General features: G+C 60.3%; 20 protein-coding genes and 2 pseudogenes. 9 read left to right on the forward strand and 13 right to left on the reverse strand.

All coding sequences use genetic code 11. The features are described 5' to 3' along the window. Positions 1-35: 35 nt before the first annotated feature. Both AC07T0_RS19370 and AC07T0_RS19375 read right to left on the reverse strand, forming a co-directional pair. Positions 36-1,178 carry an ABC transporter ATP-binding protein gene (locus tag AC07T0_RS19370; protein WP_495002738.1) on the reverse strand — a complete coding sequence of 381 codons (1,143 nt, stop codon included), beginning with the start codon at positions 1,176-1,178 and terminating at the stop codon, positions 36-38. Between the two features lie 219 nt (positions 1,179-1,397). Further along, positions 1,398-2,159: a gamma-glutamyl-gamma-aminobutyrate hydrolase family protein gene (locus AC07T0_RS19375; RefSeq protein ID WP_495002739.1), complete on the reverse strand. Its 762-nt coding sequence runs from the start codon at positions 2,157-2,159 to the stop codon at positions 1,398-1,400. Positions 2,160-2,437: 278 nt separating this feature from the next. Between AC07T0_RS19375 and AC07T0_RS19380 the strand changes: the two genes are divergently transcribed. From AC07T0_RS19380 to AC07T0_RS19395, 4 genes and pseudogenes are all read left to right on the forward strand, one after another. Further along, positions 2,438-3,814 carry a glutamine synthetase family protein gene (locus AC07T0_RS19380; RefSeq protein WP_495002740.1) on the forward strand — a complete coding sequence of 459 codons (1,377 nt, stop codon included), beginning with the start codon at positions 2,438-2,440 and terminating at the stop codon, positions 3,812-3,814. A 38-nt stretch (positions 3,815-3,852) separates the two neighbouring features. Beyond that, positions 3,853-4,519 (forward strand): annotated as a pseudogene (locus AC07T0_RS19385) (aldehyde dehydrogenase family protein); the annotation flags it as partial. Between the two features lie 53 nt (positions 4,520-4,572). Continuing rightward, positions 4,573-5,856, forward strand: coding sequence for an NAD(P)/FAD-dependent oxidoreductase (locus AC07T0_RS19390; RefSeq protein ID WP_495002741.1), 1,284 nt, complete (start codon positions 4,573-4,575; stop codon positions 5,854-5,856). A 65-nt stretch (positions 5,857-5,921) separates the two neighbouring features. After that, positions 5,922-6,014: pseudogene (locus AC07T0_RS19395) on the forward strand (helix-turn-helix domain-containing protein); the annotation flags it as partial. Between the two features lie 17 nt (positions 6,015-6,031). Here AC07T0_RS19395 and AC07T0_RS19400 read toward each other — a convergent pair. The 10 genes from AC07T0_RS19400 to AC07T0_RS19445 all read right to left on the reverse strand — a co-directional run bounded on the left by AC07T0_RS19400 (position 6,032) and on the right by AC07T0_RS19445 (position 14,802). Next, positions 6,032-6,703, reverse strand: a complete 672-nt coding sequence (locus AC07T0_RS19400; RefSeq protein WP_495002742.1) for a class I SAM-dependent methyltransferase — start codon at positions 6,701-6,703, stop codon at positions 6,032-6,034. A 203-nt stretch (positions 6,704-6,906) separates the two neighbouring features. Next, positions 6,907-8,370 carry a GDL motif peptide-associated radical SAM/SPASM maturase gene (locus AC07T0_RS19405; protein WP_495002743.1) on the reverse strand — a complete coding sequence of 488 codons (1,464 nt, stop codon included), beginning with the start codon at positions 8,368-8,370 and terminating at the stop codon, positions 6,907-6,909. Positions 8,371-8,507: 137 nt separating this feature from the next. Next, on the reverse strand, positions 8,508-9,089 hold the full coding sequence (locus tag AC07T0_RS19410; RefSeq protein WP_495002744.1) for a DUF1842 domain-containing protein: 582 nt from the start codon (positions 9,087-9,089) through the stop codon (positions 8,508-8,510). Positions 9,090-9,141: 52 nt separating this feature from the next. Further along, positions 9,142-9,774 carry a DUF1842 domain-containing protein gene (locus AC07T0_RS19415; protein ID WP_495002745.1) on the reverse strand — a complete coding sequence of 211 codons (633 nt, stop codon included), beginning with the start codon at positions 9,772-9,774 and terminating at the stop codon, positions 9,142-9,144. A gap of 33 nt (positions 9,775-9,807) precedes the next feature. Beyond that, positions 9,808-9,996 carry a DUF1843 domain-containing protein gene (locus AC07T0_RS19420; protein ID WP_495002746.1) on the reverse strand — a complete coding sequence of 63 codons (189 nt, stop codon included), beginning with the start codon at positions 9,994-9,996 and terminating at the stop codon, positions 9,808-9,810. A gap of 544 nt (positions 9,997-10,540) precedes the next feature. Continuing rightward, positions 10,541-11,254: an arsenical resistance protein ArsH gene (arsH, locus tag AC07T0_RS19425; protein ID WP_495002747.1), complete on the reverse strand. Its 714-nt coding sequence runs from the start codon at positions 11,252-11,254 to the stop codon at positions 10,541-10,543. Further along, the gene (locus AC07T0_RS19430; RefSeq protein ID WP_495002748.1) at positions 11,254-11,724 is read right to left on the reverse strand and encodes an arsenate reductase ArsC; all 471 of its coding nucleotides are present in this window, start codon (positions 11,722-11,724) and stop codon (positions 11,254-11,256) included. The genes arsH and AC07T0_RS19430 overlap by 1 nt, the downstream gene beginning before the upstream one ends. Positions 11,725-11,828: 104 nt before the next feature. After that, complete coding sequence (locus tag AC07T0_RS19435) at positions 11,829-12,179, reverse strand: metalloregulator ArsR/SmtB family transcription factor (protein WP_495002749.1); 351 nt, start codon at positions 12,177-12,179, stop codon at positions 11,829-11,831. A gap of 183 nt (positions 12,180-12,362) precedes the next feature. Beyond that, positions 12,363-12,740: a cupin domain-containing protein gene (locus tag AC07T0_RS19440; RefSeq protein ID WP_495002750.1), complete on the reverse strand. Its 378-nt coding sequence runs from the start codon at positions 12,738-12,740 to the stop codon at positions 12,363-12,365. Between the two features lie 25 nt (positions 12,741-12,765). Further along, positions 12,766-14,802: an oxidoreductase gene (locus AC07T0_RS19445; RefSeq protein WP_495002751.1), complete on the reverse strand. Its 2,037-nt coding sequence runs from the start codon at positions 14,800-14,802 to the stop codon at positions 12,766-12,768. 135 nt (positions 14,803-14,937) lie between these two features. Here AC07T0_RS19445 and AC07T0_RS19450 point away from each other — a divergent pair, with 135 nt between their 5' ends. The 5 genes from AC07T0_RS19450 (at position 14,938) to AC07T0_RS19470 (ending at position 19,618) form a co-directional block, all read left to right on the forward strand. After that, positions 14,938-15,612, forward strand: a complete 675-nt coding sequence (locus AC07T0_RS19450; protein WP_495002752.1) for a TetR/AcrR family transcriptional regulator — start codon at positions 14,938-14,940, stop codon at positions 15,610-15,612. Positions 15,613-15,627: 15 nt separating this feature from the next. Continuing rightward, entirely contained in the window at positions 15,628-16,467 is an 840-nt protein-coding gene (locus AC07T0_RS19455) for a pyrroline-5-carboxylate reductase family protein (protein WP_495002753.1), read from the forward strand. Between the two features lie 41 nt (positions 16,468-16,508). Further along, on the forward strand, positions 16,509-17,510 hold the full coding sequence (locus AC07T0_RS19460; RefSeq protein WP_495002754.1) for an ABC transporter substrate-binding protein: 1,002 nt from the start codon (positions 16,509-16,511) through the stop codon (positions 17,508-17,510). A gap of 154 nt (positions 17,511-17,664) precedes the next feature. Beyond that, complete coding sequence (locus AC07T0_RS19465; RefSeq protein ID WP_495002862.1) at positions 17,665-18,528, forward strand: ABC transporter permease; 864 nt, start codon at positions 17,665-17,667, stop codon at positions 18,526-18,528. After that, positions 18,518-19,618, forward strand: a complete 1,101-nt coding sequence (locus AC07T0_RS19470; protein ID WP_495002755.1) for a quaternary amine ABC transporter ATP-binding protein — start codon at positions 18,518-18,520, stop codon at positions 19,616-19,618. Before AC07T0_RS19465 ends, AC07T0_RS19470 begins: the two co-directional genes overlap by 11 nt. Before the next feature lie 43 nt (positions 19,619-19,661). On the opposite strand, the gene AC07T0_RS19475 is transcribed toward AC07T0_RS19470, so the two are convergent. Beyond that, on the reverse strand, positions 19,662-20,792 hold the full coding sequence (locus AC07T0_RS19475; RefSeq protein WP_495002756.1) for an alkene reductase: 1,131 nt from the start codon (positions 20,790-20,792) through the stop codon (positions 19,662-19,664). Between the last annotated feature and the right edge of the window lie 9 nt (positions 20,793-20,801).

Raw genomic sequence — 20,801 nt, forward strand, 5'->3', positions numbered from 1 at the left:
ACTGGGGATTATTCGTTGCACCAGGGACTTGAGTTTCATGAGCGCAGTACCACGCCGCTGTCGTCTTCCCACCAGACATAGACCTGGTCACCCCAGGTCGGTCGTGCGCCACGACGCTCGGCGTTGGCGACGAAGGACTGGACCAGTTTGCCGCTCGGCAGCTCGACGTAGAACACCGAGTGGCCACCCAGGTAGGCGATGTCGTGGACCTTGCCGCTGGACCAGTTGTGCTCGCACTCGGGTTTCTGCAGGGTGACCAGCAGTTTTTCCGGGCGAATCGCATAGGTGATCGACTTGTCCTGCACCGAGGTGCTGATGCCATGGCCGACGTAGATGTCGCGCTCCAGCTCCGGGCTGGCGATCCGCGCGTAACCTTCGGCGTCGTCCACCACTTCACCTTCGAAGATGTTGACGTTACCAATGAACTCGCAGACCAGGCGGCTGGTCGGGGTTTCGTAGATGTCGATCGGGCTGCCGATCTGGGCGATCCAGCCCAGGTGCATGATGGCGATCCGCTCGGCCATGGTCATGGCTTCTTCCTGGTCGTGGGTCACCATGACGCAGGTCACACCGACGCGCTCGATGATCTCGACAAGCTCAAGCTGCATTTGCGAGCGCAGCTTCTTGTCCAAAGCACCCATGGGCTCGTCGAGCAACAACAACTTCGGCCGCTTGGCCAGCGAACGGGCCAGGGCCACGCGCTGACGCTGGCCACCGGAAAGCTGGTGTGGCTTGCGCTTGGCGTACTGGCTCATCTGCACCAGTTTGAGCATTTCGGCCACGCGGGCGTCGATCTCGGCCTTGGGGATCTTGTCCTGTTGCAGGCCGAAGGCGATGTTCTGCGCCACGGTCATATGCGGGAACAAGGCGTAGGACTGGAACATCATATTGATCGGCCGCTCATAGGGCGGCAGGTCGGTGATGTCGACACCGTCGAGGTAAATCCGCCCTTCGCTCGGACGCTCGAAACCGGCGAGCATGCGCAGCAAGGTGGATTTGCCCGAACCCGATCCGCCGAGCAGGGCGAAGATCTCGCCCTTCTTGATTTCCAGGGACACATCGTCCACGGCAATCGTCTCATCGAACTTCTTCGTGACCCTGTCGATTTTGACCAGTACCTGTTTCGGTGCCTGGTGACCTTCAAGAGCCTTCCTATAGATGCTGGAGGCGTTTGCCATGTGAAACTCCCAACAGGTTTCAGTCGCCAGACCAACACGGCCTGACTTAATAGTTGATTGCAAGCCCGCGGCGAGCGGGCTGATTCGGCGCCGCCATCCTGGCTGCCTGGTCGTGCTTGTTGTTATCGCGGCGTGTTGTTGTCGTGAGGGACTGGCGCGCCAAGGCACGCCCGTCCGTTTCACGGGGGCAGTTGAATCGTTGAGTGGTTGTTTCGTCAGTCAGCGCGTATCGCGAAGCGCCGCCCGTTGCCGGCATGCCTGGCCGAACGCCTGGAAAATACTCAGGTAGGGCGGGTTGTTCAGGACCTGCCATTCCGGGTGCCATTGCACGCCGACGGCAAACGCCTGGCTGTGCTCGACGGAGATCGCTTCGATCAAGCCATCCGGAGCGACGGCTTCGGCACGCAGACCGGGAGCCAGCCTGTCGATGCCTTGGCTGTGAATCGAATTGACCTGGAACACCCGAGGCAGATTCAGCGCGTCGAATACGCCGCCTGCTTGCACGTTGACCGCATGAGCCGGTGCGTACTGCATGGCCAGGTCCGGATGATCCGCTTCGCGGTGATCGAGGAAACCCGGGAGTTCGTGGACCTTCTGATGCAGGCTGCCACCGAACGCCACGTTCATTTCCTGAAAGCCGCGGCAGATGCCGAGCACCGGAACGCCCGCGGCAATGGCCGCACGCAATAAAGGAAGGGTCGTGGCATCGCGTGCCGGATCGTGATCCGTACCGGCTGCGCTGGCAGGGCCTTGGTAGTGGAAGGGTTCCACATTCGACGGCGAGCCAGTCAGTAACAAACCGTCCAGATGCGCGAGTAGCTCATCTATTTCGGTCAGTTCAGCCAGAGACGGAATGATCACCGGCAGCCCTTGCGCCGCGCCGCTGACCGCACGCAAGTACTTGTCGCCGCTGACATGGTAGGGGTGCAGGCCAATCTGTTTGACGCACGCAGTAACGCCGATCAATGGCTTGAGTGCCATTTTTATCACCTCGAAGTTTCACACTTGAACGAGCTTTTCCGGAGCTTAGCCTTGTTAATTTTAATTAACAACTCTCGTGTAAAAAATTCTAAACGCTGAGCGTCGGATACTGATGATTTATCTGTGCGTCAGGCCTGATTTGACGCTGAAGTGCCCTGTAATGGCCAAAAAAATAACGATTTAAGGTCGTATGTTCGCTATTGACTTCACTTTGTCTTTCGGATTGACTGGCTTCGTGAAAGGGCGGTGAACATAATAATTAACACAATAGGTGCCTCATGTCGGTCCCCCTGCGTGCCGTTCAGCTCAATGAAGCGAACGCATTCCTTAAGAAATACCCTGAGGTTTTGTACGTCGACCTTCTGATTGCGGATATGAACGGCGTGGTGCGCGGCAAGCGTATCGAGCGCACCAGTCTCCACAAGGTCTACGAAAAAGGCATCAACCTCCCGGCGTCACTGTTTGCCCTGGATATCAATGGTTCGACGGTGGAAAGCACCGGCCTGGGCCTGGATATCGGCGACTCGGACCGAATCTGCTACCCCATCCCCAATACCCTCTGCATCGAGCCTTGGCAGAAGCGCCCGACCGCGCAGCTGTTGATGACCATGCACGAACTTGAAGGCCAGCCGTTCTTCGCTGACCCACGGGAAGTGTTGCGCCAGGTCGTCAGCAAATTCGATGACATGGGCCTGACCATTTGCGCGGCCTTTGAACTCGAGTTCTACCTGATCGACCAGGACAACGTGAACGGCCGTCCGCAATCGCCTCGCTCGCCGGTGTCCGGCAAGCGTCCGATGTCGACCCAGGTCTACCTGATCGATGATCTCGACGAATACGTCGACTGCCTGCAAGACATCCTTGAAGGTGCGAAAGAGCAGGGCATCCCGGCTGATGCGATCGTCAAGGAAAGCGCCCCGGCGCAGTTCGAAGTCAACCTGCATCACGTCTCCGATCCGATCAAGGCCTGCGATTACGCGGTGCTGCTCAAGCGCCTGGTGAAGAACATTGCCTACGACCATGAGATGGACACCACCTTCATGGCCAAGCCCTATCCGGGCCAGGCGGGCAATGGTCTGCACGTGCACATTTCGATTCTCGACAAGCAGGGCAACAACATCTTTGCCAGCGAGGATCCCGAGCAGAACGCCGCACTGCGTCACGCGATCGGCGGTGTGCTCGAGACCCTGCCGGCGCAGATGGCCTTCCTTTGCCCGAACGTCAACTCGTACCGGCGTTTCGGTGCGCAGTTCTATGTACCGAACTCGCCGAGCTGGGGCATCGACAACCGTACCGTGGCGGTGCGTGTGCCAACCGGTTCCGCCGATTCCGTGCGCATCGAACACCGGGTGGCCGGTGCCGATGCCAACCCGTACCTGTTGATGGCTTCCGTTCTGGCCGGTATTCACCACGGTTTGACCAACGAAATCGAACCGGGCCCACCGGTGGAAGGCAACAGCTACGAGCAAAACGAACAGAGCCTGCCGAACAACCTGCGTGATGCCTTGCGCGAGCTGGACGACAGCGCAGTCATGGCCAAATACATCGACCCGCTGTACATCGACGTATTCGTGGCGTGCAAGGAAAGCGAGCTCGCCGAGTTCGAGAACTCTATCTCGGACCTTGAGTACAACTGGTACCTGCACACGGTCTGATGGGCTGACTAGCCGTCATTAACTTGTTTCTCTGCGTCGAGTCACTTCAATGGCAAACACTCGCTCCGGCCGAGCGCAAGCGTATCCTGATTCGTTTCGCCGACCTGATTCTGGCAAACCAGGAAGAACTGGCGCTGCTGGAAACCCTGGACATGGGCAAACCGATCAGCAACGCCATGGCCATCGACATTCCGGCGACCGCCAACGCGATCCGCTGGAGCGCCGAAGCGATCGACAAGATCTACGACGAGGTCGCGGCCACACCGCACGACCAACTGGGCCCTATCACCCGGGAACTCGTTCATCCTCAAACCTTCGGAAAAATCGCCACTGACGGCTATTCGCATCGCTCAGTTGGCGCTGGATGCCGGCATCCCGAAAGGCGTGTTCAACGTCCTGCCGGGCTTCGGTCACCGCGTCGGCAAAGCGCTGGCGTTGCACATGGACGTCGACGTTCTGGCCTTTCATTGGGTCGCTGGTGGAAGCACTGCAAGCCTGGCCGCCGGCGTGTGGACCAGTGACCTGAGCAAGGCCCACACCTTTGCTCGTGGCTTGCGCGCCGGCAGCGTCTGGGTCAACCAGTACGACGGCGGCGACATGACCGCGCCGTTTGGCGGGTTCAAACAGTCGGGTAATGGTCGAGACAAATCGTTGCATGCGTTCAACAAGTACACCGAACTCAAAGCAACCTGGATCAAGCTCTGACACCTTTGCAACGGCGGTCGCACAGCCTGTGCCGGCGGCCATCGGAGAATTTTATGAAACAAACTCATGTAAACAGCTATTACGCCGCGACCCGCAATCACACAGGCGACTTCCCGGTTCTTGAGGAGTTGCTGGAATGTGATGTCTGCGTGATCGGTGCCGGCTACACTGGCCTGTCCTCGGCCCTGTTCCTGGCCGAAGCGGGCTACAGCGTGACCGTGCTCGAAGCCGCCAAAGTCGGTTTTGGTGCCAGCGGTCGCAACGGCGGTCAACTGGTCAACTCCTACAGCCGTGACGTGGATGTCATCGAGGCGCGCTACGGCGACAAGACCGCCGAAGTGCTTGGCAGCATGATTTTCGAAGGTGCTGACATCATCCGTCAGCGCATTCAACACTACGACATCCAGTGTGATTACCGTCCGGGTGGGATTTTTGCCGCGCTGAACAAGAAGCAGCTCAAAGGCCTGGCCGAGCAGAAAAGCAGCTGGGAGCGCTACGGCAACAAGAGTCTGACCATGCTCGACGCGGCCGACATCAAGCGTGAAGTGGGCTGCGACAACTACGTCGGCGGCCTGTTGGACCTGCAGGGTGGGCACATCCACCCGCTGAACCTGGCACTCGGTGAAGCCTTGGCCCTCATCGGCCTGGGCGGCAAGATCTTCGAGCAATCGGCGGCCCTGGACATCACTTACGGCGAGCCGATCAGCGTGCGCACCGGCAAAGGCGTGGTTCGGGCCAAGTACCTGCTGATCGCCGGTAACGCCTACCTGCCTCAAGACCTCGACAGCCGCGTGACCCGCAAAAGCATGCCCTGCGGTTCGCAAATTGTCGTGACCGAGCCACTCTCGGAAAAAGTCGCCCGTAGTCTGATTACCCACAACTATTGCGTCGAAGACTGCAACTATCTGCTCGACTACTACCGCCTGACCGCCGACCACCGCCTGCTGTACGGCGGCGGCGTGGTCTACGGTGCCCGCGAACCGGACGATATCGAGCAGCTGATCAAACCGAAGATCCTCAAGACCTTCCCGCAATTGAAGGACGTGAAAATCGACTATCGCTGGACCGGCAATTTCCTGCTGACCATGTCACGCATGCCGCAATTCGGCCGCATCGAGAAAAACGCCTACTACATGCAGGGCTACAGCGGCCACGGTGTCACCTGCTCGCACCTGGCCGGCAAATTGATCTCGGAAGTGATTCGCGGCGACGCCGAACGTTTCGATGCGTTCGCCTCCTTGCCGCACATGCCAATGCTCGGTGGCCGGACCTTCCAGGCACCGCTCACCGCCATGGGCGCCGTGTATTACGCCCTGCGCGACCGTTTTGGAATCTAGCGTCAACCCGGCCGGCGGCCATCCACCCCCCGATCACCCTTAAGTAGTGCTTACATAAGGCTGTCATGGACACCGGCTCACGACTCAAGTTGGTACGCGAAAGCTACAAAATGTCTCAGCGCGAGCTGGCCCGGCGTAGCGGCGTTGCCAATGCCACCCAGACCCGCTGCGTGGCTCACTGGCATTTCTCGGCCACCAACAACAACGACTGCGGCACAGGACTTTGCGGGTGCTGCGGCTCCTGCAGGCGCGCCAGCCGAAAACCGGCCATGTCCAGTGCATTGAGCCAACTGGACAAGGTGCGCAAATACCATGGCATGGGTTGCCATTGCCCTTTGAACCCCTCGAAGGTTTCGTTCCGCCAACCATCCTGATAGTCGCCTGCTGCCGCGGTCCACGGATGCAGCGTCTGAATCACCAGCGCGCCGCCAGGGGCGAGCAGGGTGTTCATGGCGGCGAGCAGCGGGATGATGTCCTGGTGCAGCAGGGCGAAGTTGGCGCAGATCAGCTCGTAGTTGCTGCCGATGTCCACCTTCGCCTCCACCAACGCGGCATAACTGGCCACATGCACCGGCGATGAGCCCGCCGCCCGTGCCGCCTCGACCAGCGTCGCATCGCCGTCCACCCCGACCGCGTCGATGCCTCGTTTTTCCAGCGCGCGCAACAGCCAGCCTTCGCCGCAGCCCAGGTCGAGCACGCGCTCGGGCTGGCGGCCGAGCACCGCCAGCAGGATGGCCTGGTCGGTGACCTGGCGGCGGCTTTCGATGGCGCCGCTGCGGACGGCTTCGATCCAGGATTGCGCGTTGTGGTGCCAGCTTTGCAGGAGGGTGGATTCGGGGGCGGGCATTTTGGTGTCCGGAGTAGGGGGGTGGATGGAAGGATAGGACAAGTGCAGGTGGCGCGGGCTTTGCCGGTGATGCTTTACCCGCGTCCACGCTCAAACAGGCATGGGGACCCTGCCTGTTCGTGCGTGCCGACTGGATCAAGCCGATGATCGCCGCGGCTCGATTGCCGCTGCGCGGCACCCCGGTAAAATGGCTTGCGCAATAGCTACATCAAGGTGCTGGGCGCAATCCCCAAGATGCCCTCCAGGGTATTCATGATGGTTTGTTGCCTGGCGCGGTCTGCCTGGTGTTGCGCTTGCGCAGCAGCAACATCCGCTTGGCAGTGTGGACAGCTCGACTCGTGAGGAAAGATGTATTGCAGGCAGCTACGGCACAGGCTCAGTTGCACGGGAAGACGCCCTTCATCCGGCGATTTCTGCCCTTGATTGGCCCATGCCAGTTTGATCACCTGGCCGCTGTCACTGACGCTGCTGACTTTTTCACCGGTGTCGATGCGCTCGGTAATCAGGTCGAAACGCCCGACCGCGAAGGAGGCCTGCGGGGCGTCCTCGATTTTCACGATTCGCTCGCGCAGCCCTTGTTTTTCCAAGTCCAGCGCACGGTAATGGCAGTAAGGATTGTTGCCTGGCTTGCCCAGCAAGGAGTGTGATGTCCAGGTGCAGCCACCACGACACACATCGTTGTAGTAACAGCTTCGGCAATAGCCCCACAGGTCCTCGACGCCACGCAGGCGCCCGAAGTGCATGCCTTCACTGTAATGCCAGATGTCGTGCAAATTCATGTTGCGCACGTTGCCGCCGGAAAAGCCGACGGTGGCCAGGGAGGGGCAGCCTTTCACCGTGCCATCGGCCTCAAGGGCCAGAACCGTTTGGCCGGCGGCGCAGCCACTCCAATGCACGCGCTCGTCACCAAAGCCGCGCCAGATATGTTCGTAGGGGCCGTAGTAGCCAATGTTGTTGCCCACGTTCATCAGCAGGCCGCGATCGACCCCCTCGCGGTAAAGCCGCGCCAGCAAGGGCATTACCTCAAGCAACTGGCTGGGCTGTAGCAAGAGTTCCGGGTGATCGACGGCATTGCCCATGGCGACCGTGAGCTGGATCTGCCAGTGAGTGGCGCCCAGCTCGATAATGGTGTCCATGAGCGCCGGCAAATCAGGCAATGTGGCCGCGCCGATCTGCGTGTTGACGCTCACGGCGAGCCCGGATTGTTTGGCGCGTCGCAAGGTATCCACGGCCTTGTCGAAGGAGCCCGGCACATTGCGTACCGCGTCATGCAGCGGGGCAAGGCCATCGAGTGAAACGCCGACACCGTTGAGACCGGCCTCGACCGCGGCCTGCATCTTGGCGGGCGTCAGGTTGCGTCCACCTGTTTGTATCGCGCAGTACATGCCGTGATCGTGGATCGCCCGGATCAGTTGCGTCCAATCCTTGCGCAAATAGGCTTCGCCACCGATCAGGGTGATTTCTCGGGTGCCGAGAGCCGCCAGCGAGTCGATCACATCCAGGCATTCCCGGGTGTTCAGTTCATCGGGACGTCGATGGCCCGCGCGTGAGCCGCAGTGCAGGCATTTAAGGTCGCAGGCCAGGGTGATTTCCCAGACCACATGAACCGGTACGTAGCGTTTGAGGTCGGTCTCACTGAGGTAACGAGCAGGGCGGCTGTCTGACATGGAAAATCCTTGTGCGCGGGCACGGGTGCGAGTCCATCGAAGTGTTCGCGCCGTCCCTAGCGTCGATGGCGCGACTGGATTGACCTCTGGTAAATACCCGGGCGAGACCTGAATCAGCCGCGCCCGGGCAAAGCGGCTTAGCGCGCTTCCAAGCGTGCGATTTCGGCGTTCAATTGCTCAAGGGCACTTTGCAGTACGCTGTGCTGAGCCAGTTGCTGATCGCCCTGGTGTACAACGGATTTCAGCTGCGCCAGATTGCCACTGGCTTGTGCTTGCTGCACCGCTACGGCGTAGAGCGGCAATACGTGATGCTGCGCAGGTTCGGGCTGCACGTGTGGGGCCTGGCTGACAGCGGCGTGCCTGACGTAATGCTCTTGGCCCTGGTCGACGTATTGATAGTCGACAAACCCGCTGGCCCAATCCGCGCCGAGGATACCCTTGAGATGAAAGGTTTGCGCGATAGTGCTGAGCGGGCCGCTTGGGCTACCCGCCAAAGTGAGGACAATGTGGTTCTCGACCGAGGCGGTCAGCTTGGCCTCGGAGTAATTGCCCCAGACCCGGGCGCGGAAATTCACCGTTGGGTAGGTACTTGCAAAAACACTGGCAACCCCGGTGACGGTCTTGCGAACCGTATCAACCAGCAGATCGAGGGTGAGTACCGGTGCCCCCAGCAGTGAGTTGTGTGCAATGAGGCGGGTATGAAAAAGTCCAATCGACATGATGCAACTCCCTTGATTGTATGCGGACAGTTCAGTCTGATTGAGCCGCCGGTCAGCGACGTTCCAGCCTGCTGATTTCGCTCTTCGCGGCTTCCAGTGCACGCTGCAACTGGGGTTGCTGCTCCAACTGCTGTTTGGCGAGGCCGGCCAGGTGTTTCATCTGGGCCAGGTCGCCGCTGGCAATGGCGCTCTGAATAGGCGCCGCGTACAGGGGCATGATGGGTGGGTAGGGCAGAATGACCGGGCCAGGGCCCATTGGCGGGAGAACGCTGGATTGCACCGGCTCATTGAGGTGTGCGGGGACGTTGTTGACGTTGACCCAGCGCTGGCCATCAAAGTACTGGTAGCTGGCCACGCCTTCTTTCCAGTCACTGCCCACCACCAGGTGCAACTTGAAGTTCACGGCGGAGTTCGAGCTTGGGCCGCCGTGGTTGCCTTGCGCGGTAATCAGGATTTTGCTGACAGCCGGTGACATGACCGTCATGTAGGTGTATTCACCCCAGACATCCGACTGCAGGTCGAGCGGCGGGTTGATCGCCTGGGTGACGACGGCAGTACCACTGACACTCTGCTCGGGGGTAAAGACCAGCAGATTGAGCGCCAGGCTTTGCGCGCCCGGGGCCGAGGTGCCAATGCGATAGCTGAGTGGGAACAAGCCGACAAATTGCTCAGTAGAACCAGACATAGTTATTGCCTCCATTGCATTGAGAGAAAGGCCCTAAAGCTTCTCTAAACGGGAAACTTCCTTGGCCAGCTTTTCGTACGCGGTTTGCAGGTCTTTCGGTTGCGGCTTCGTGGCGTCACGTTGCTTCAGCAACGCTTTCATCTGCTGCAGATTGCCCTCCTCGATTGCGTCGTGGATGGCGCTCCCGTAAGGCGGGGAGAAGTGAGACGTTGAACGGTTCATAACGATGGATCCTTCCGTGGTGTTGCCAATACCCCCCTTTCGGGAAGGAGGGCACCCTTATGCAAGCTGACCTATCTTCGTGGAGATGCCCTGCCGGTCGACAAGGGGGGGCTTGCAACTGCGTGTGAGCGAAGGCCCCGGCAGTGGGCGACGATTCAATCGCGCCCCTGGGTTGCCTACGCTGACTTTTAGAGGTTGGGGGGGCGGCCGGTCAGCGGGTTGTGACTATCGGTGGCAAGCGGGGGATTGGAAAAAAACGAGCGCATCGGCTGTACGTTGGTCATCTTTCTATCCTTGAGAGAAAACAACGAAACGCAGGGATCACTCGTCACTCAGGGCGAGCGAGTACATAATCGCAGGCACAAACCATCCCTGATTTTCTTGGGTATTGCTGTCGGTAGCGGCGGTCTTTCTGGCGCTCGCGGACTGGCATTTCGCCGGTGACGTAACCCTAGATAGGGTTTGCCAGTCTCGCCAGAAAAAGCGCCGAACGGTCATGTCCGTTTCCCAGTCCTTCGAAATGACCCTGCTTGAGAGCCTTGACTCACTCGCAGAGCGCTTCGGCGCTTTCCTTGCGTTCGGAGTAGCGGTCCACCAGGTACTCTTCCCGGCCTCGCAGCAGCAGCGTGAACTTCATCAACTCCTCCATCACGTCGACAACGCGGTCGTAGTAGGACGACGGCTTCATGCGCCCGGCCTCATCGAATTCCAGGAACGCCTTGGGCACGGAGGATTGGTTGGGAATGGTGACCATGCGCATCCAGCGGCCCAGCACGCGAAGCTGGTTGACCGTGTTGAACGACTGCGAGCCGCCGCACACCTGCATCACCGCCAAGGTCTTGCCTTGTGAGGGCCGCAGCGCTCCCAGCGCCAGGGGAATCCAGTCGATCTGCGCCTTGAACACGGCGGACATCGAGCCATGACGTTCAGGCGAGCACCAGACCTGGCCCTCGGACCACATCACCCGCTCGCGCAGTTCCCGCACCTTGGGATGGTCCGCGAGCGCGTCATCGGGCAGGGGCAGGCCGGACGGATCGAAGATGACCGTTTCGGCGCCCATGAGCGTCAGGATGCGTGCCGCTTCCTCCGTCAGCAAGCGGCTGAAGGAGCGTTCGCGAGTTGATCCATAGAGCAAAAGAATGCGCGGCTTGTGCGCGGGCGGGTGGTACTGGGCGAGTCTCTCATCGGTCGGTACGTCGAACAGTGACAGGTCCAGGTTCGGCGCGTCGCTGGGGTTTTCCTGGGTAAAGTCGTTCATCAGAGCTCACCAATCCGGTCCAGCGCCTGCTTCAACTCCGTAGGGCCGAGCGCTTTGGGATTGAGAGAGAAAAAGGCGCTGAATCGCTGGCGGATGTGCGCAACCGTTGCGTCAAATGCGGCCTGGACCTCTTCATCGGTGCCGCTGACCTCGGACGGATCGGACAGGCCCCAGTGGCTCTTGATGGCGGGGCCGAAGTACACCGGGCAGGGCTCGCCGCCGGCCTTGTCGCACACCGTGATCACCAGGTCCGGCGGATTGTCGGCAAAGCTTTCCGAACCCTTGCTATAGAGTCCCGAGGTGTCCACGCCAAGCCCTTGCAAGGTGCTCACCGCGCGAGGGTTCAAGCGTCCGCTCGGGAAGCTTCCGGAACTGACTGCCGTCATCCCTTCAGGCGCCATCAGGTTGAACAGGCCTTCGCTGAGCACGCTGCGGCAGCTATTGGCGGTACACATGAACAGAACTTTCATTATTTGCTCCTGGGCTTGGATGCTCAGCCGCGGGGCCTGGGTGGCCAGGGTCATGAGCGGGGTGAGGCGTGTGGGAGGGCGGCCAACCTTTGATTGTCTCGGGATCAGCAGCAAGCGGCCTGGCGAACAGGGCGGTCTTCCATGGAAGCAAGGCGGTCAGTGCCCCGGTCGACCCAGGCTTGGTTGGCCTTGAGGGTCACCTGGAGAATGTCCCCGACCCACTCCGCCAGCTGCGGGTGCAGGCGGTAATAGATCCATTGCCCTTGGCGGCGATCTTCCAGCAGTCCGCAGGTGCGTAGCTGTGCAAGATGGCGAGAAATTTTCGACTGGCTATCGTCCAGCGCCCAGATGAGTTCACAGACGCAAAGCTCTCCCTGTTCGCAGAGCATCAGCATGATTCGAGCGCGGGTCTCGTCACCAAGGCATTTGAAGACAGTGGCGGGGGAAAGGCTCATGGCGCTGCCTCATAAAACATATGAATATTCGTATATTCGAATATACATATTTATCTGGCCTGGCGATAGTGCGGTGCGGATGGCTTTGATCCAGGATTGGGCGTTGTGGTGTCAGCTCTGTAGGCGCGCGCGCAGCCCCCGGGGCAACGGACTTGGGCGGGATGCCTCGTCTGCGGCCTCTATTCACCGGCGGGTATAAATCAACAGCAAAATAGCCCCCTGTGCCGAACCCGCACTGTGTGCCGCATCCGGCGCACGGCAACAGTAGTCGCCGACATTCAGGGTTCGATCCTGATCAAAGAATGAGCCTTGTAGTACGAATAACTGCTCCAGCTCCCCGGCATGGGTGTGGCTGGCGACCTGGGCGCCGGGATCGACCTTCATCAACAGGGTCTTTTCACCGCGCTCGGGGTCCTCGAACAGCGGCTTGATCCAAAACCCTGCAGCCGCCGTTGGCAGCCATTCATCAGTGGAAGACGAATGATAAAGCGAGCCCCTGACCGGGCCTTGAATACCGTTCTTGGCGCTGATTTCCCAGGATGGGGCTTCATTGTCTGGCATGTTCTTCACCTGGGAGCGGGTTGGCTTACAAGTCCTTGACCAGTCGCAAGGCATCGTAGATCGCGGCGTGGGTGTTGCGCGCCGCCACCGCATCGCCGATGCGGAACAGCTGGAAGCGACCGTCCGGGTTGGTCACGAGCTGTTGCGGGTGGCCGACGATCAGGTCCTGCTGCTCAACCACGCCACCGTTGCTGGACGCCGTTTTCAGCTCGAAATACAGTTCGTCCAGCGGTCGGGTGCCGTGGTTGACCACCACCTGATCGACGCGCCGGACCTTGCGCGCACTGCCATAGTCGCTGTCGATGGTCGCCAGCAGCTCGGTGCCCTCGCGCTCGACCGCGAGCAGGCGGAAGGTGACGGTGAAGGTGGTATCCAGCGCTTGCAGCGAGCGCATGTAGGGCACCAGGTTCATCGCCATGACTTCCGGGGCGAAGGTTCGGTCCGGCGTCATGATTTCGATTTTCGCGCCACTTTTGGCAATGAACTCGGCGGCTTGCAGGCCGGCATGATCACCGGCATCGTCGAACAGCAGGACATTGCGCCCTGGCTTCACATCCCCGGAAATAATGTCCCAGGCCGAGACCACCAGCTCATTTCCGGCCGAGAGAATCTCGGTGTGGGGCAGGCCGCCGGTGGCGATGATCACCACGTCCGGGTTTTCGTCGTGCACGGTGCTGGCTTCGGCCCAGGTATTGAAGCGAAAGCTTACGCCGCGCGCCAGGCACTGGGCCATGCGCCACTCGACGATGCTGATCATTTCCCGTCGCCGTTCCGATTGCGCGGTGAGTCGAACCTGCCCACCGGCCTGGTTGGCGGCTTCGAACACCACAACCTCATGACCTCGTTCCGCGGCCACGCGCGCCGCTTCCAGTCCGGCGACCCCGGCGCCGACAATCACGATCTTGCGCTGGCGCGACGCCTTGGGGATGTCATGGGGCATGCTGGTTTCGCGGCCGGTGGCCGGGTTGTGGATGCAGTAGGCGGCTCCGCCCTGGTAGATCCGGTCCAGGCAATAGTTGGCACCGACGCAGGGGCGAATATCCTCTTCGCGACCCTCGATGATCTTGCGCACGATATGCGGATCGGTCATGTGCGCGCGGGTCATGCCGACCATGTCGATCTTGCCCGAGGCGATGGCGTAGCGGGCGGTGGCCACGTCCGGGATCTTCGCCGCATGAAACGTGGGGAAGTCGGTGGCGGCGCGAATCTCTCCGGCGAAATCCAGGTGCGGTGAGTTGCGCATGCCCTGGATCGGAATCAGGTCGGTCAAGCCGGCGTCGGTGTCGATATGCCCGCGCACGACGTTGAGAAAGTCCACCATGCCGCTGTCTTTCAGGCGCCTGGAGATGTCCAGGCCATCGGCTCGGGTCAGGCCCCCGGGCAGTTGCTCGTCGCCGGTATAGCGCACTCCGACGATAAACGCCTGGCCGACGCGCTGGCGGATGGCACGCAGAATATCGAAGGTAAAGCGCAGCCGATTGTCGATGGAACCACCATAGGGCGCATCGAGGTCGTTGGTCAGCGGTGACCAGAACTGATCCATCAGATGCCCGTAGGCTTGCAGCTCGATGCCATCCAGACCGGCGGCCTGCATCCGCTCGGCGGCGTCGGCATAGTCCTTGATGATGCGTTCCACATCCCAGTCTTCCATTTTCTTCGGGAAGGAGCGATGCGAGGCTTCGCGTTCGAACGACGGTGACACCACGGGCAGCCAGTCGCCCTTGTCCCAGCGCGTGCGTCGGCCCAGGTGCGTCAACTGGATCATGACCGCGGCGCCATGCTCGTGGCAGGCATCGGCCAGCTCGCGCATCCAGCCGACCACCTCATCCTTGTAGGCGAGGATGTTGTTGAACACCGGCGGGCTGTCACGGGAAACCGCGGCCGACCCCGCGGTCATGGTCAGGGCCACGCCGGCCTTCGCCCGCTCCACGTGATAGGCGCGATACAGCTCCTTGGGCATGCCGTCCACCGGATAGGCCGGTTCGTGCGCGGTGGTCATGATGCGGTTACGCAGAGTCAGGTGCTTCAACTGATAGGGCTGGAGGAGCGGATCATTCAGCATCGTCAAGACTCTCCGGAACAGGGCAGGGACCTAGGTTGAAATTACGGTAGGGCGAAATGTACACCTGTGTCAACAAGCTGGACATAGGTGTACATTTTGCTTGCGCAGTGTCGGGTGAGCGATTAGGATCGAGCCATGAACGAACAATCCAAAGCAGTAGAAAGCGGTTGGAGAGGGTCCCTGGAAGGGTGGCTCGATGCCGCGTATGAAAGCCTGACCGAGTGCGGTGTCGACACGGTACGGGTGATGCCGCTGGCGAAGAAGCTGGGGCTGTCGCGCACCAGTTTCTACTGGTTTTTCAAGGATCGCGAAGAGCTGCTCGGCGCCTTGATCGAGCGTTGGCGGGTGAAGAACACCGGCAACCTGGTTGCCCAGACCGAGTGTTATGCCGAGAGCATTGCCGAGGCGATGCTCAACGTTTTCGACTGTTGGCTGAACCCCGAGCTGTTCGATTCACAGTTTGAATTCGCCATGCGCAGCTGGGCCTTGCAGTCCGCTGAAGTGGCCGAACATATCCGGGTCGCCGACATCGCCCGACGTGAAGCCTTGATCCGGATGTTCATGGGTTTCGACTATGACTTCGACGCCGCCGATGTGCGGGCGCGAACGATCTACCTGACACAGATCGGCTACATCAGCACCAACACCCGGGAGGACATCGGCGAGCGGATGCGGCGGATTCCCGAGTACGTGAAGATATTCACTGGCCAGGAACCGTTGGAGCGTGAATTGAAACGTTTCTACGCCCGCCATGGCTATGTCACGGATGACGCGTCACCCCAACCCGCAATGACCGCGACTTCTGACTGACGACGGCAGGTTCATATGTTCGAAGCACCCACGATAGGCATTATCGGTGGATCGGGATGGCTTGGCCGCTCGATCGCCCTGGCGATGCTCGACCAGGCATTTATCCAGCCCGATGCGTTGGTGCTTTCGAACCGTAGCGGCCGCAACCCGTTACCGAGTGGCAAGTGGTCGCAGGTGACGCTGACACGCGACAACCAGGCCCTGGTGGAGCGTTGTGAGGTGGTCATCCTCGCCGTACGCCCCGAGCAGTTTACCGAGGTGGAGATTTTCGCTGAAAACCGCCTGGTGATTTCCTTGATGGCCGGTGTGCCCATGGCTGAGGTGATGGCGCTGACCGGCAGCCGCCAGGTGATCCGCGCCATGGCCAATGCCGCCGCGGAAATCGGCAAGTCCTATACGCCCTGGTTGGCCGCGCAAGCGGTCAGCGACCCGCAGAAAGCCTTTGCCCAGCGGCTGTTCGAAACCGTCGGCGGTGCCGACCAGGTCTTCAGTGAAGGTCATCTGAACTACCTGACGGCGCTGGTGGGGACCGGGCCGGCGTACCCGGCGTTGCTGGCGCGCAGCCTGCTCGAACATGCCTTGGGCATTGGTTTGCCTGCCGCCATTGCCCAGCGTGCGGTGAACGCGGTGGTGGTGGATGCCAGCCAATTGATCGGCAACGGCCACCGCGTCGATGAACTCTTGCAGACACTCATCAGTTACCGCGGCGTCACCGCCGCGGGCCTTGAGGCCATGATTGCCGGCGGCTTCGATAAAACAATAAAAGCAGGTCTGGATTCGGCGGCCTCGGTCGCCAACGCCATGGGTCCATTTGTCCATTCTGCTGACACCCAAGAAGGTCCGATGACGCGGTAGTTGGCCCTTCCTAACTCTGGCCGCAATCGAGGTTAGCGTTTATGAATATAAAGTCTTTCTCGAAGACGGGACTTGCCCTGGGGATCGTCGCCTTCAGTGGCTGGGCGGCAGCGGCGGAATGTGGCGATGTGACCATCGCCAACATGAACTGGCAATCGGCCGAGGTGATGGCCAACGTCGACAAGTTGATCCTTAACGCCGGCTACGGTTGCAATGCCAGCCTGGTCACCGGGGATACGGTGCCGACCATCACCTCGATGGCGGAAAAAAGCCGGCCCGACATCGCCCCGGAAGGCTGGATCGACCTGGTGCCCGAGGTCGTCAGGACGGGCATTCAGAGCGGTAACCTGATTCAGGCGGCGAACTCCTTGTCCGATGGCGGCTCGCAGGGCTGGTGGATTCCGAAATACATCGCCGACGCCCATCCGGACCTCAAGAGTTTCGATGATGTGAAAAAACATCCTGAACTGTTTCCGGCCCCCGGCGACGCAAAAAAAGGCGCGATTTACAACGGTCCGCAAGGCTGGGGTGGTACGGTGGTCACTAGCCAGTTCTATAAGGCCTACGGCTTCGAGAAGGCCGGTTTTGTGCTGGTGGATACCGGCTCGGCGGCGGCGCTGGACGGCTCCATCGCCAAAGCCTACGAACGCAAGGCGCCCTGGCTGGGCTTCTACTGGGCACCCACCGCCTTGCTGGGCAAGTACCCTATGGTGAAACTGGACAATGGCCATGCGGTCGATCCGGTGGAATGGAAGCGCTGCAACACGGTTGCCGACTGCCCGGATCCGAAACCCAACGGCTGGCCAATCGATCGGGTCTATACCTTGACCACCAAGTCCTTCGCCGCGCGTTCGCCCACCGTCATGGCCTACCTGAACAAGCGCGCCTGGTCCAATACCACGGTGAACAAGCTGATCGCCTGGATGACCGATAACCAGGCCACCGGCGAGGAGGGCGCCAAGTACTTCCTGAAAAACAACGAAGCGCTGTGGAGTCAGTGGGTCAGCCCTGAAGCGTCGAGCAAGATCAAGGCCGCGCTGTAATCTCATGGGTCAATGCAGTCCGTTGCGACGGGCTGCATTGACCCTTTGGCGGCGACAACAATAAAAACACCCATGTATTGAAATGACCTGCCAGCGTTCTTACGGTCTTCTACGAAAGGGGAATGTCATGGAGTGGTTGCTCAGCTTTCCACATATGGATGATGAAAGACTCCGGGCCTTGAAAAAGGTCATTGACGGGGCCTTTCGCCATTTCACCAGTACCTACGGCGATGGCTTTGAGGCTTTTTTCCAGCCGTTGCAACTGTTCCTCAATCAGTCCGAACGGTTTATGACCACGACACCGTGGCCGCTGATCATTGTCCTGGTGGCGCTGATTGCCTGGTTCGCCAGTCGCAGTTGGCGAATCGTCCTGGGTTGCGTGTTCACGCTGTTGGCAATCGGCTATCTGGACATGTGGACCGACACGATGAAAACCCTGTCGATGATCTTCGTCTGCACCGTGATATCCATCGTTATCGGCTTGCCCATGGGCATTGCCATGGCTCGCTCCAATCGTCTGCGCGACCTGGTCAGCCCGGTGCTGGACGTGATGCAGACCTTGCCCAGTTTCGTCTATCTGATTCCGGTGGTGATGTTGCTGGGCATCGGCAAGGTCGCCGGGCTGATTGCGGTAGTGGTCTATGCCTTGCCGCCGATGATCCGCCTGACCAATCTCGGCATCCGCCACGTCGATGCCGAGATGCTGGAGTGCGCCGACGCCTTTGGTTCGTCCAGCTGGCAGAAGCTGAAAAATGTCCAGCTGCCGCTGGCATTGCCATCGATCATGGCCGGGATCAACCAGACCATCATGATGGCCCTGGCCATGGTGGTCATTGCCTCGATGATCGGGGTCGAGGGGCTCGGACAACCGGTGCTCAAGGCCATTTCCAACCAGTACTTCACCCTGGGCATGTTCAACGGCCTGGCGATTGTCGGCATTGCGGTGATCTTCGACCGGGTCAGCCAGGCCTACGGCAGAAGACTGCAAAAGCACCTGGAGCGGGTCCATGGCCACTAATCCGAGCGATGATTTCGGCATCGAAATCAAACATCTCTACAAGATCTTCGGTTACCAGGCGCAGGCCAGCATCGAACGGGTCAAGCAGGGCATGAGCAAGGCCGAGCTGCTGAGCCGGCACAGTCATGTGCTGGGCCTGAAGGACATCAATATCAGCATGCCGTCCGGCGGCATCCAGGTGATCATGGGGCTGTCCGGGTCGGGCAAATCGACCTTGATCCGCCATATCAACCGCCTGATCGAGCCCACGGCCGGCGAAGTCATGGTCGGTGGCGTGGATGTGCTGAAGATGAGCCCCCACGAGTTGCGGGAATTTCGCCGGCACAGCATTTCCATGGTGTTCCAGAAGTTCGCGCTGCTGCCGAACCGGACCGTGCTCGAGAATGCCGTCTACGGCTTGGAGATCCAGGGCATGGCCCGTGGCAGGCAAGTGGAGATTGCCATGGGCTGGCTGGAGCGGGTCGGCCTCAAGGGGTACGAGCGGCACTATCCGAATCAGCTGTCCGGTGGCATGCAACAGCGTGTCGGCCTGGCCCGGGCATTGGCTAGCGACGCACCGATCCTGTTGATGGATGAGGCGTTCTCGGCCCTGGATCCGCTGATCCGTATGGACATGCAATCGGTGCTGCTGGACCTGCAGAAAGAGATCAGGAAGACCATCGTCTTCATTACCCATGACCTGGATGAGGCGCTGCGCATTGGTGATCGCATCGCGATCCTGCGGGACGGTGAGGTGGTGCAACAAGGCACCCGCCAGGAGATCGTCATGAACCCCGCCGACGACTACATCGCCAACTTCGTCAAGGAAGTGAATCGGGGCCGGGTAATCGGCGTCGAGGCCATCATGCGCCCGTTTGTGTCGGTGAAGGCCGGCGCAACGCTGACGGTGCCGCTGGGGACCTCACTCGAATCGGCGGTAAAACGACTGGTTGAAGCGGGACTCGATGAGCTGGTGGTGACGGACAGTCAGGGCCAGCCCGTGGGGCAACTGGCGCTCAAGTCGATTATTGCGATGATGGTCACCTCGACCGTGAGCGAAGCGTCGCCAGCGGTTCAGTCAAGAAGCGTGGCGCAGGCGCTGCTGCGCTGAACGGTGGCAGCACCTGCTCGGCTATCGTGCCATTCGCTCGTGGTCACTGAGGGGCGGAAAAATTCGCCGAGGTTGTTTTGTAAACGGGATAGTCGGTGTAACCCCGGGTGACGGAGTCATTGACGCCGTAGTAGGTCGTGCGATCGCCTTCGGCGATTGGCCAGTCGTGTTGCATGCGTTCGACCAGGTCCGGGTTTGCAATGAACGGACGACCGAACGCGATCAGATCCAGATCGCCTTTATCCAGTGTGGCTTCGGCGCTGTTACGGGTGAAGCCGCCAGCCGCGATCAAGGTACCGCGATAGGCTTCCCGGAACTTGACGGCGAAGCCGTCGGGAATCGCCTCGGCACCGATGGTGAGTTGGTCACTCAGGTGCACGTAGGCCAGGTTTCGCTCGTTCAGCGCGGCCGCCAAGGTCAGCCAGGTTTCGGTTTCTTCGGCATAGGGTTGCATGTCGAAAAGGCGACCGAAGGGCGAGAGGCGTACACCGACTCGCGCACGGCCAATCTCAGCGGCTAGAGCGTCAAGCGTCTCAAGCATAAAGCGTTGGCGGTTGGCGACGGAGCCGCCGTATGCATCGGTGCGAGCGTTCAGTGCGCCGTTGAGGAACTGTTCGAACAGGTAGCCGTTGGCGCCATGCAATTCGATTCCGTCAAACCCTGCATCAATTGCTCGACGCGCAGCCTCGACAAAGTCCGCGGTGATGCGATGAATCTCATTGAGGGTTAATGCTCTGGGCGTGCTCGCCTGGACGGGGCCGGGTTTGCCGGGTTCGGCCCAGGCGTAGGCATTCGACTTGGCCGCCGCTTTGGCAACGGAAGATACCGGCGCCGCATTGTCGGGTTGGATCGACACATGAGACATGCGCCCGACGTGCCAAAGCTGGGCGAAAATTTTCCCGCCTTTTGCGTGCACCGCATCAGTGACTCGACGCCAGGCTGCGGTTTGTTCATCGGTATACAGCCCCGGATTGAACAAGTACCCACAGCCTTCCCGGGAGATTGGCACGCCTTCGGTGATGATGAGGCCTGCGGATGCCCGTTGGGCGTAGTACAGGATCGTGTGCTTGTCTGGAATATCCGCCAGTGCCCTGGCGCGAGTCATGGGGGCCATGACCACGCGATTGGCCAACTGAGTGCCGGCCAGGTCAAAGGGTTTGAACAATGGATTCATCAGGAACCT

The sequence above is a fragment of the Pseudomonas sp. GW821-FHT04D07 genome, assembly GCF_059420225.1.

Bases quoted from the DNA above. Each gene is read 5' to 3' on its own strand.
- arsH (WP_495002747.1), bottom strand. From the start codon at position 11,254: ATGAACGACTTTACCCAGGAAAACCCCAGCGACGCGCCGAACCTGGAC.
- AC07T0_RS19420 (WP_495002746.1), bottom strand. From the start codon at position 9,996: ATGAACCGTTCAACGTCTCACTTCTCCCCGCCTTACGGGAGCGCCATC.
- AC07T0_RS19435 (WP_495002749.1), bottom strand. From the start codon at position 12,179: ATGAGCCTTTCCCCCGCCACTGTCTTCAAATGCCTTGGTGACGAGACC.
- AC07T0_RS19460 (WP_495002754.1), top strand. From the start codon at position 16,509: ATGAATATAAAGTCTTTCTCGAAGACGGGACTTGCCCTGGGGATCGTC.
- AC07T0_RS19375 (WP_495002739.1), bottom strand. From the start codon at position 2,159: ATGGCACTCAAGCCATTGATCGGCGTTACTGCGTGCGTCAAACAGATT.
- AC07T0_RS19380 (WP_495002740.1), top strand. From the start codon at position 2,438: ATGTCGGTCCCCCTGCGTGCCGTTCAGCTCAATGAAGCGAACGCATTC.
- AC07T0_RS19415 (WP_495002745.1), bottom strand. From the start codon at position 9,774: ATGTCTGGTTCTACTGAGCAATTTGTCGGCTTGTTCCCACTCAGCTAT.
- AC07T0_RS19465 (WP_495002862.1), top strand. From the start codon at position 17,665: ATGGATGATGAAAGACTCCGGGCCTTGAAAAAGGTCATTGACGGGGCC.
- AC07T0_RS19440 (WP_495002750.1), bottom strand. From the start codon at position 12,740: ATGCCAGACAATGAAGCCCCATCCTGGGAAATCAGCGCCAAGAACGGT.
- AC07T0_RS19400 (WP_495002742.1), bottom strand. From the start codon at position 6,703: ATGCCCGCCCCCGAATCCACCCTCCTGCAAAGCTGGCACCACAACGCG.
- AC07T0_RS19475 (WP_495002756.1), bottom strand. From the start codon at position 20,792: ATGAATCCATTGTTCAAACCCTTTGACCTGGCCGGCACTCAGTTGGCC.
- AC07T0_RS19470 (WP_495002755.1), top strand. From the start codon at position 18,518: ATGGCCACTAATCCGAGCGATGATTTCGGCATCGAAATCAAACATCTC.
- AC07T0_RS19450 (WP_495002752.1), top strand. From the start codon at position 14,938: ATGAACGAACAATCCAAAGCAGTAGAAAGCGGTTGGAGAGGGTCCCTG.
- AC07T0_RS19390 (WP_495002741.1), top strand. From the start codon at position 4,573: ATGAAACAAACTCATGTAAACAGCTATTACGCCGCGACCCGCAATCAC.
- AC07T0_RS19405 (WP_495002743.1), bottom strand. From the start codon at position 8,370: ATGTCAGACAGCCGCCCTGCTCGTTACCTCAGTGAGACCGACCTCAAA.
- AC07T0_RS19455 (WP_495002753.1), top strand. From the start codon at position 15,628: ATGTTCGAAGCACCCACGATAGGCATTATCGGTGGATCGGGATGGCTT.
- AC07T0_RS19445 (WP_495002751.1), bottom strand. From the start codon at position 14,802: ATGCTGAATGATCCGCTCCTCCAGCCCTATCAGTTGAAGCACCTGACT.
- AC07T0_RS19370 (WP_495002738.1), bottom strand. From the start codon at position 1,178: ATGGCAAACGCCTCCAGCATCTATAGGAAGGCTCTTGAAGGTCACCAG.
- AC07T0_RS19430 (WP_495002748.1), bottom strand. From the start codon at position 11,724: ATGAAAGTTCTGTTCATGTGTACCGCCAATAGCTGCCGCAGCGTGCTC.
- AC07T0_RS19410 (WP_495002744.1), bottom strand. From the start codon at position 9,089: ATGTCGATTGGACTTTTTCATACCCGCCTCATTGCACACAACTCACTG.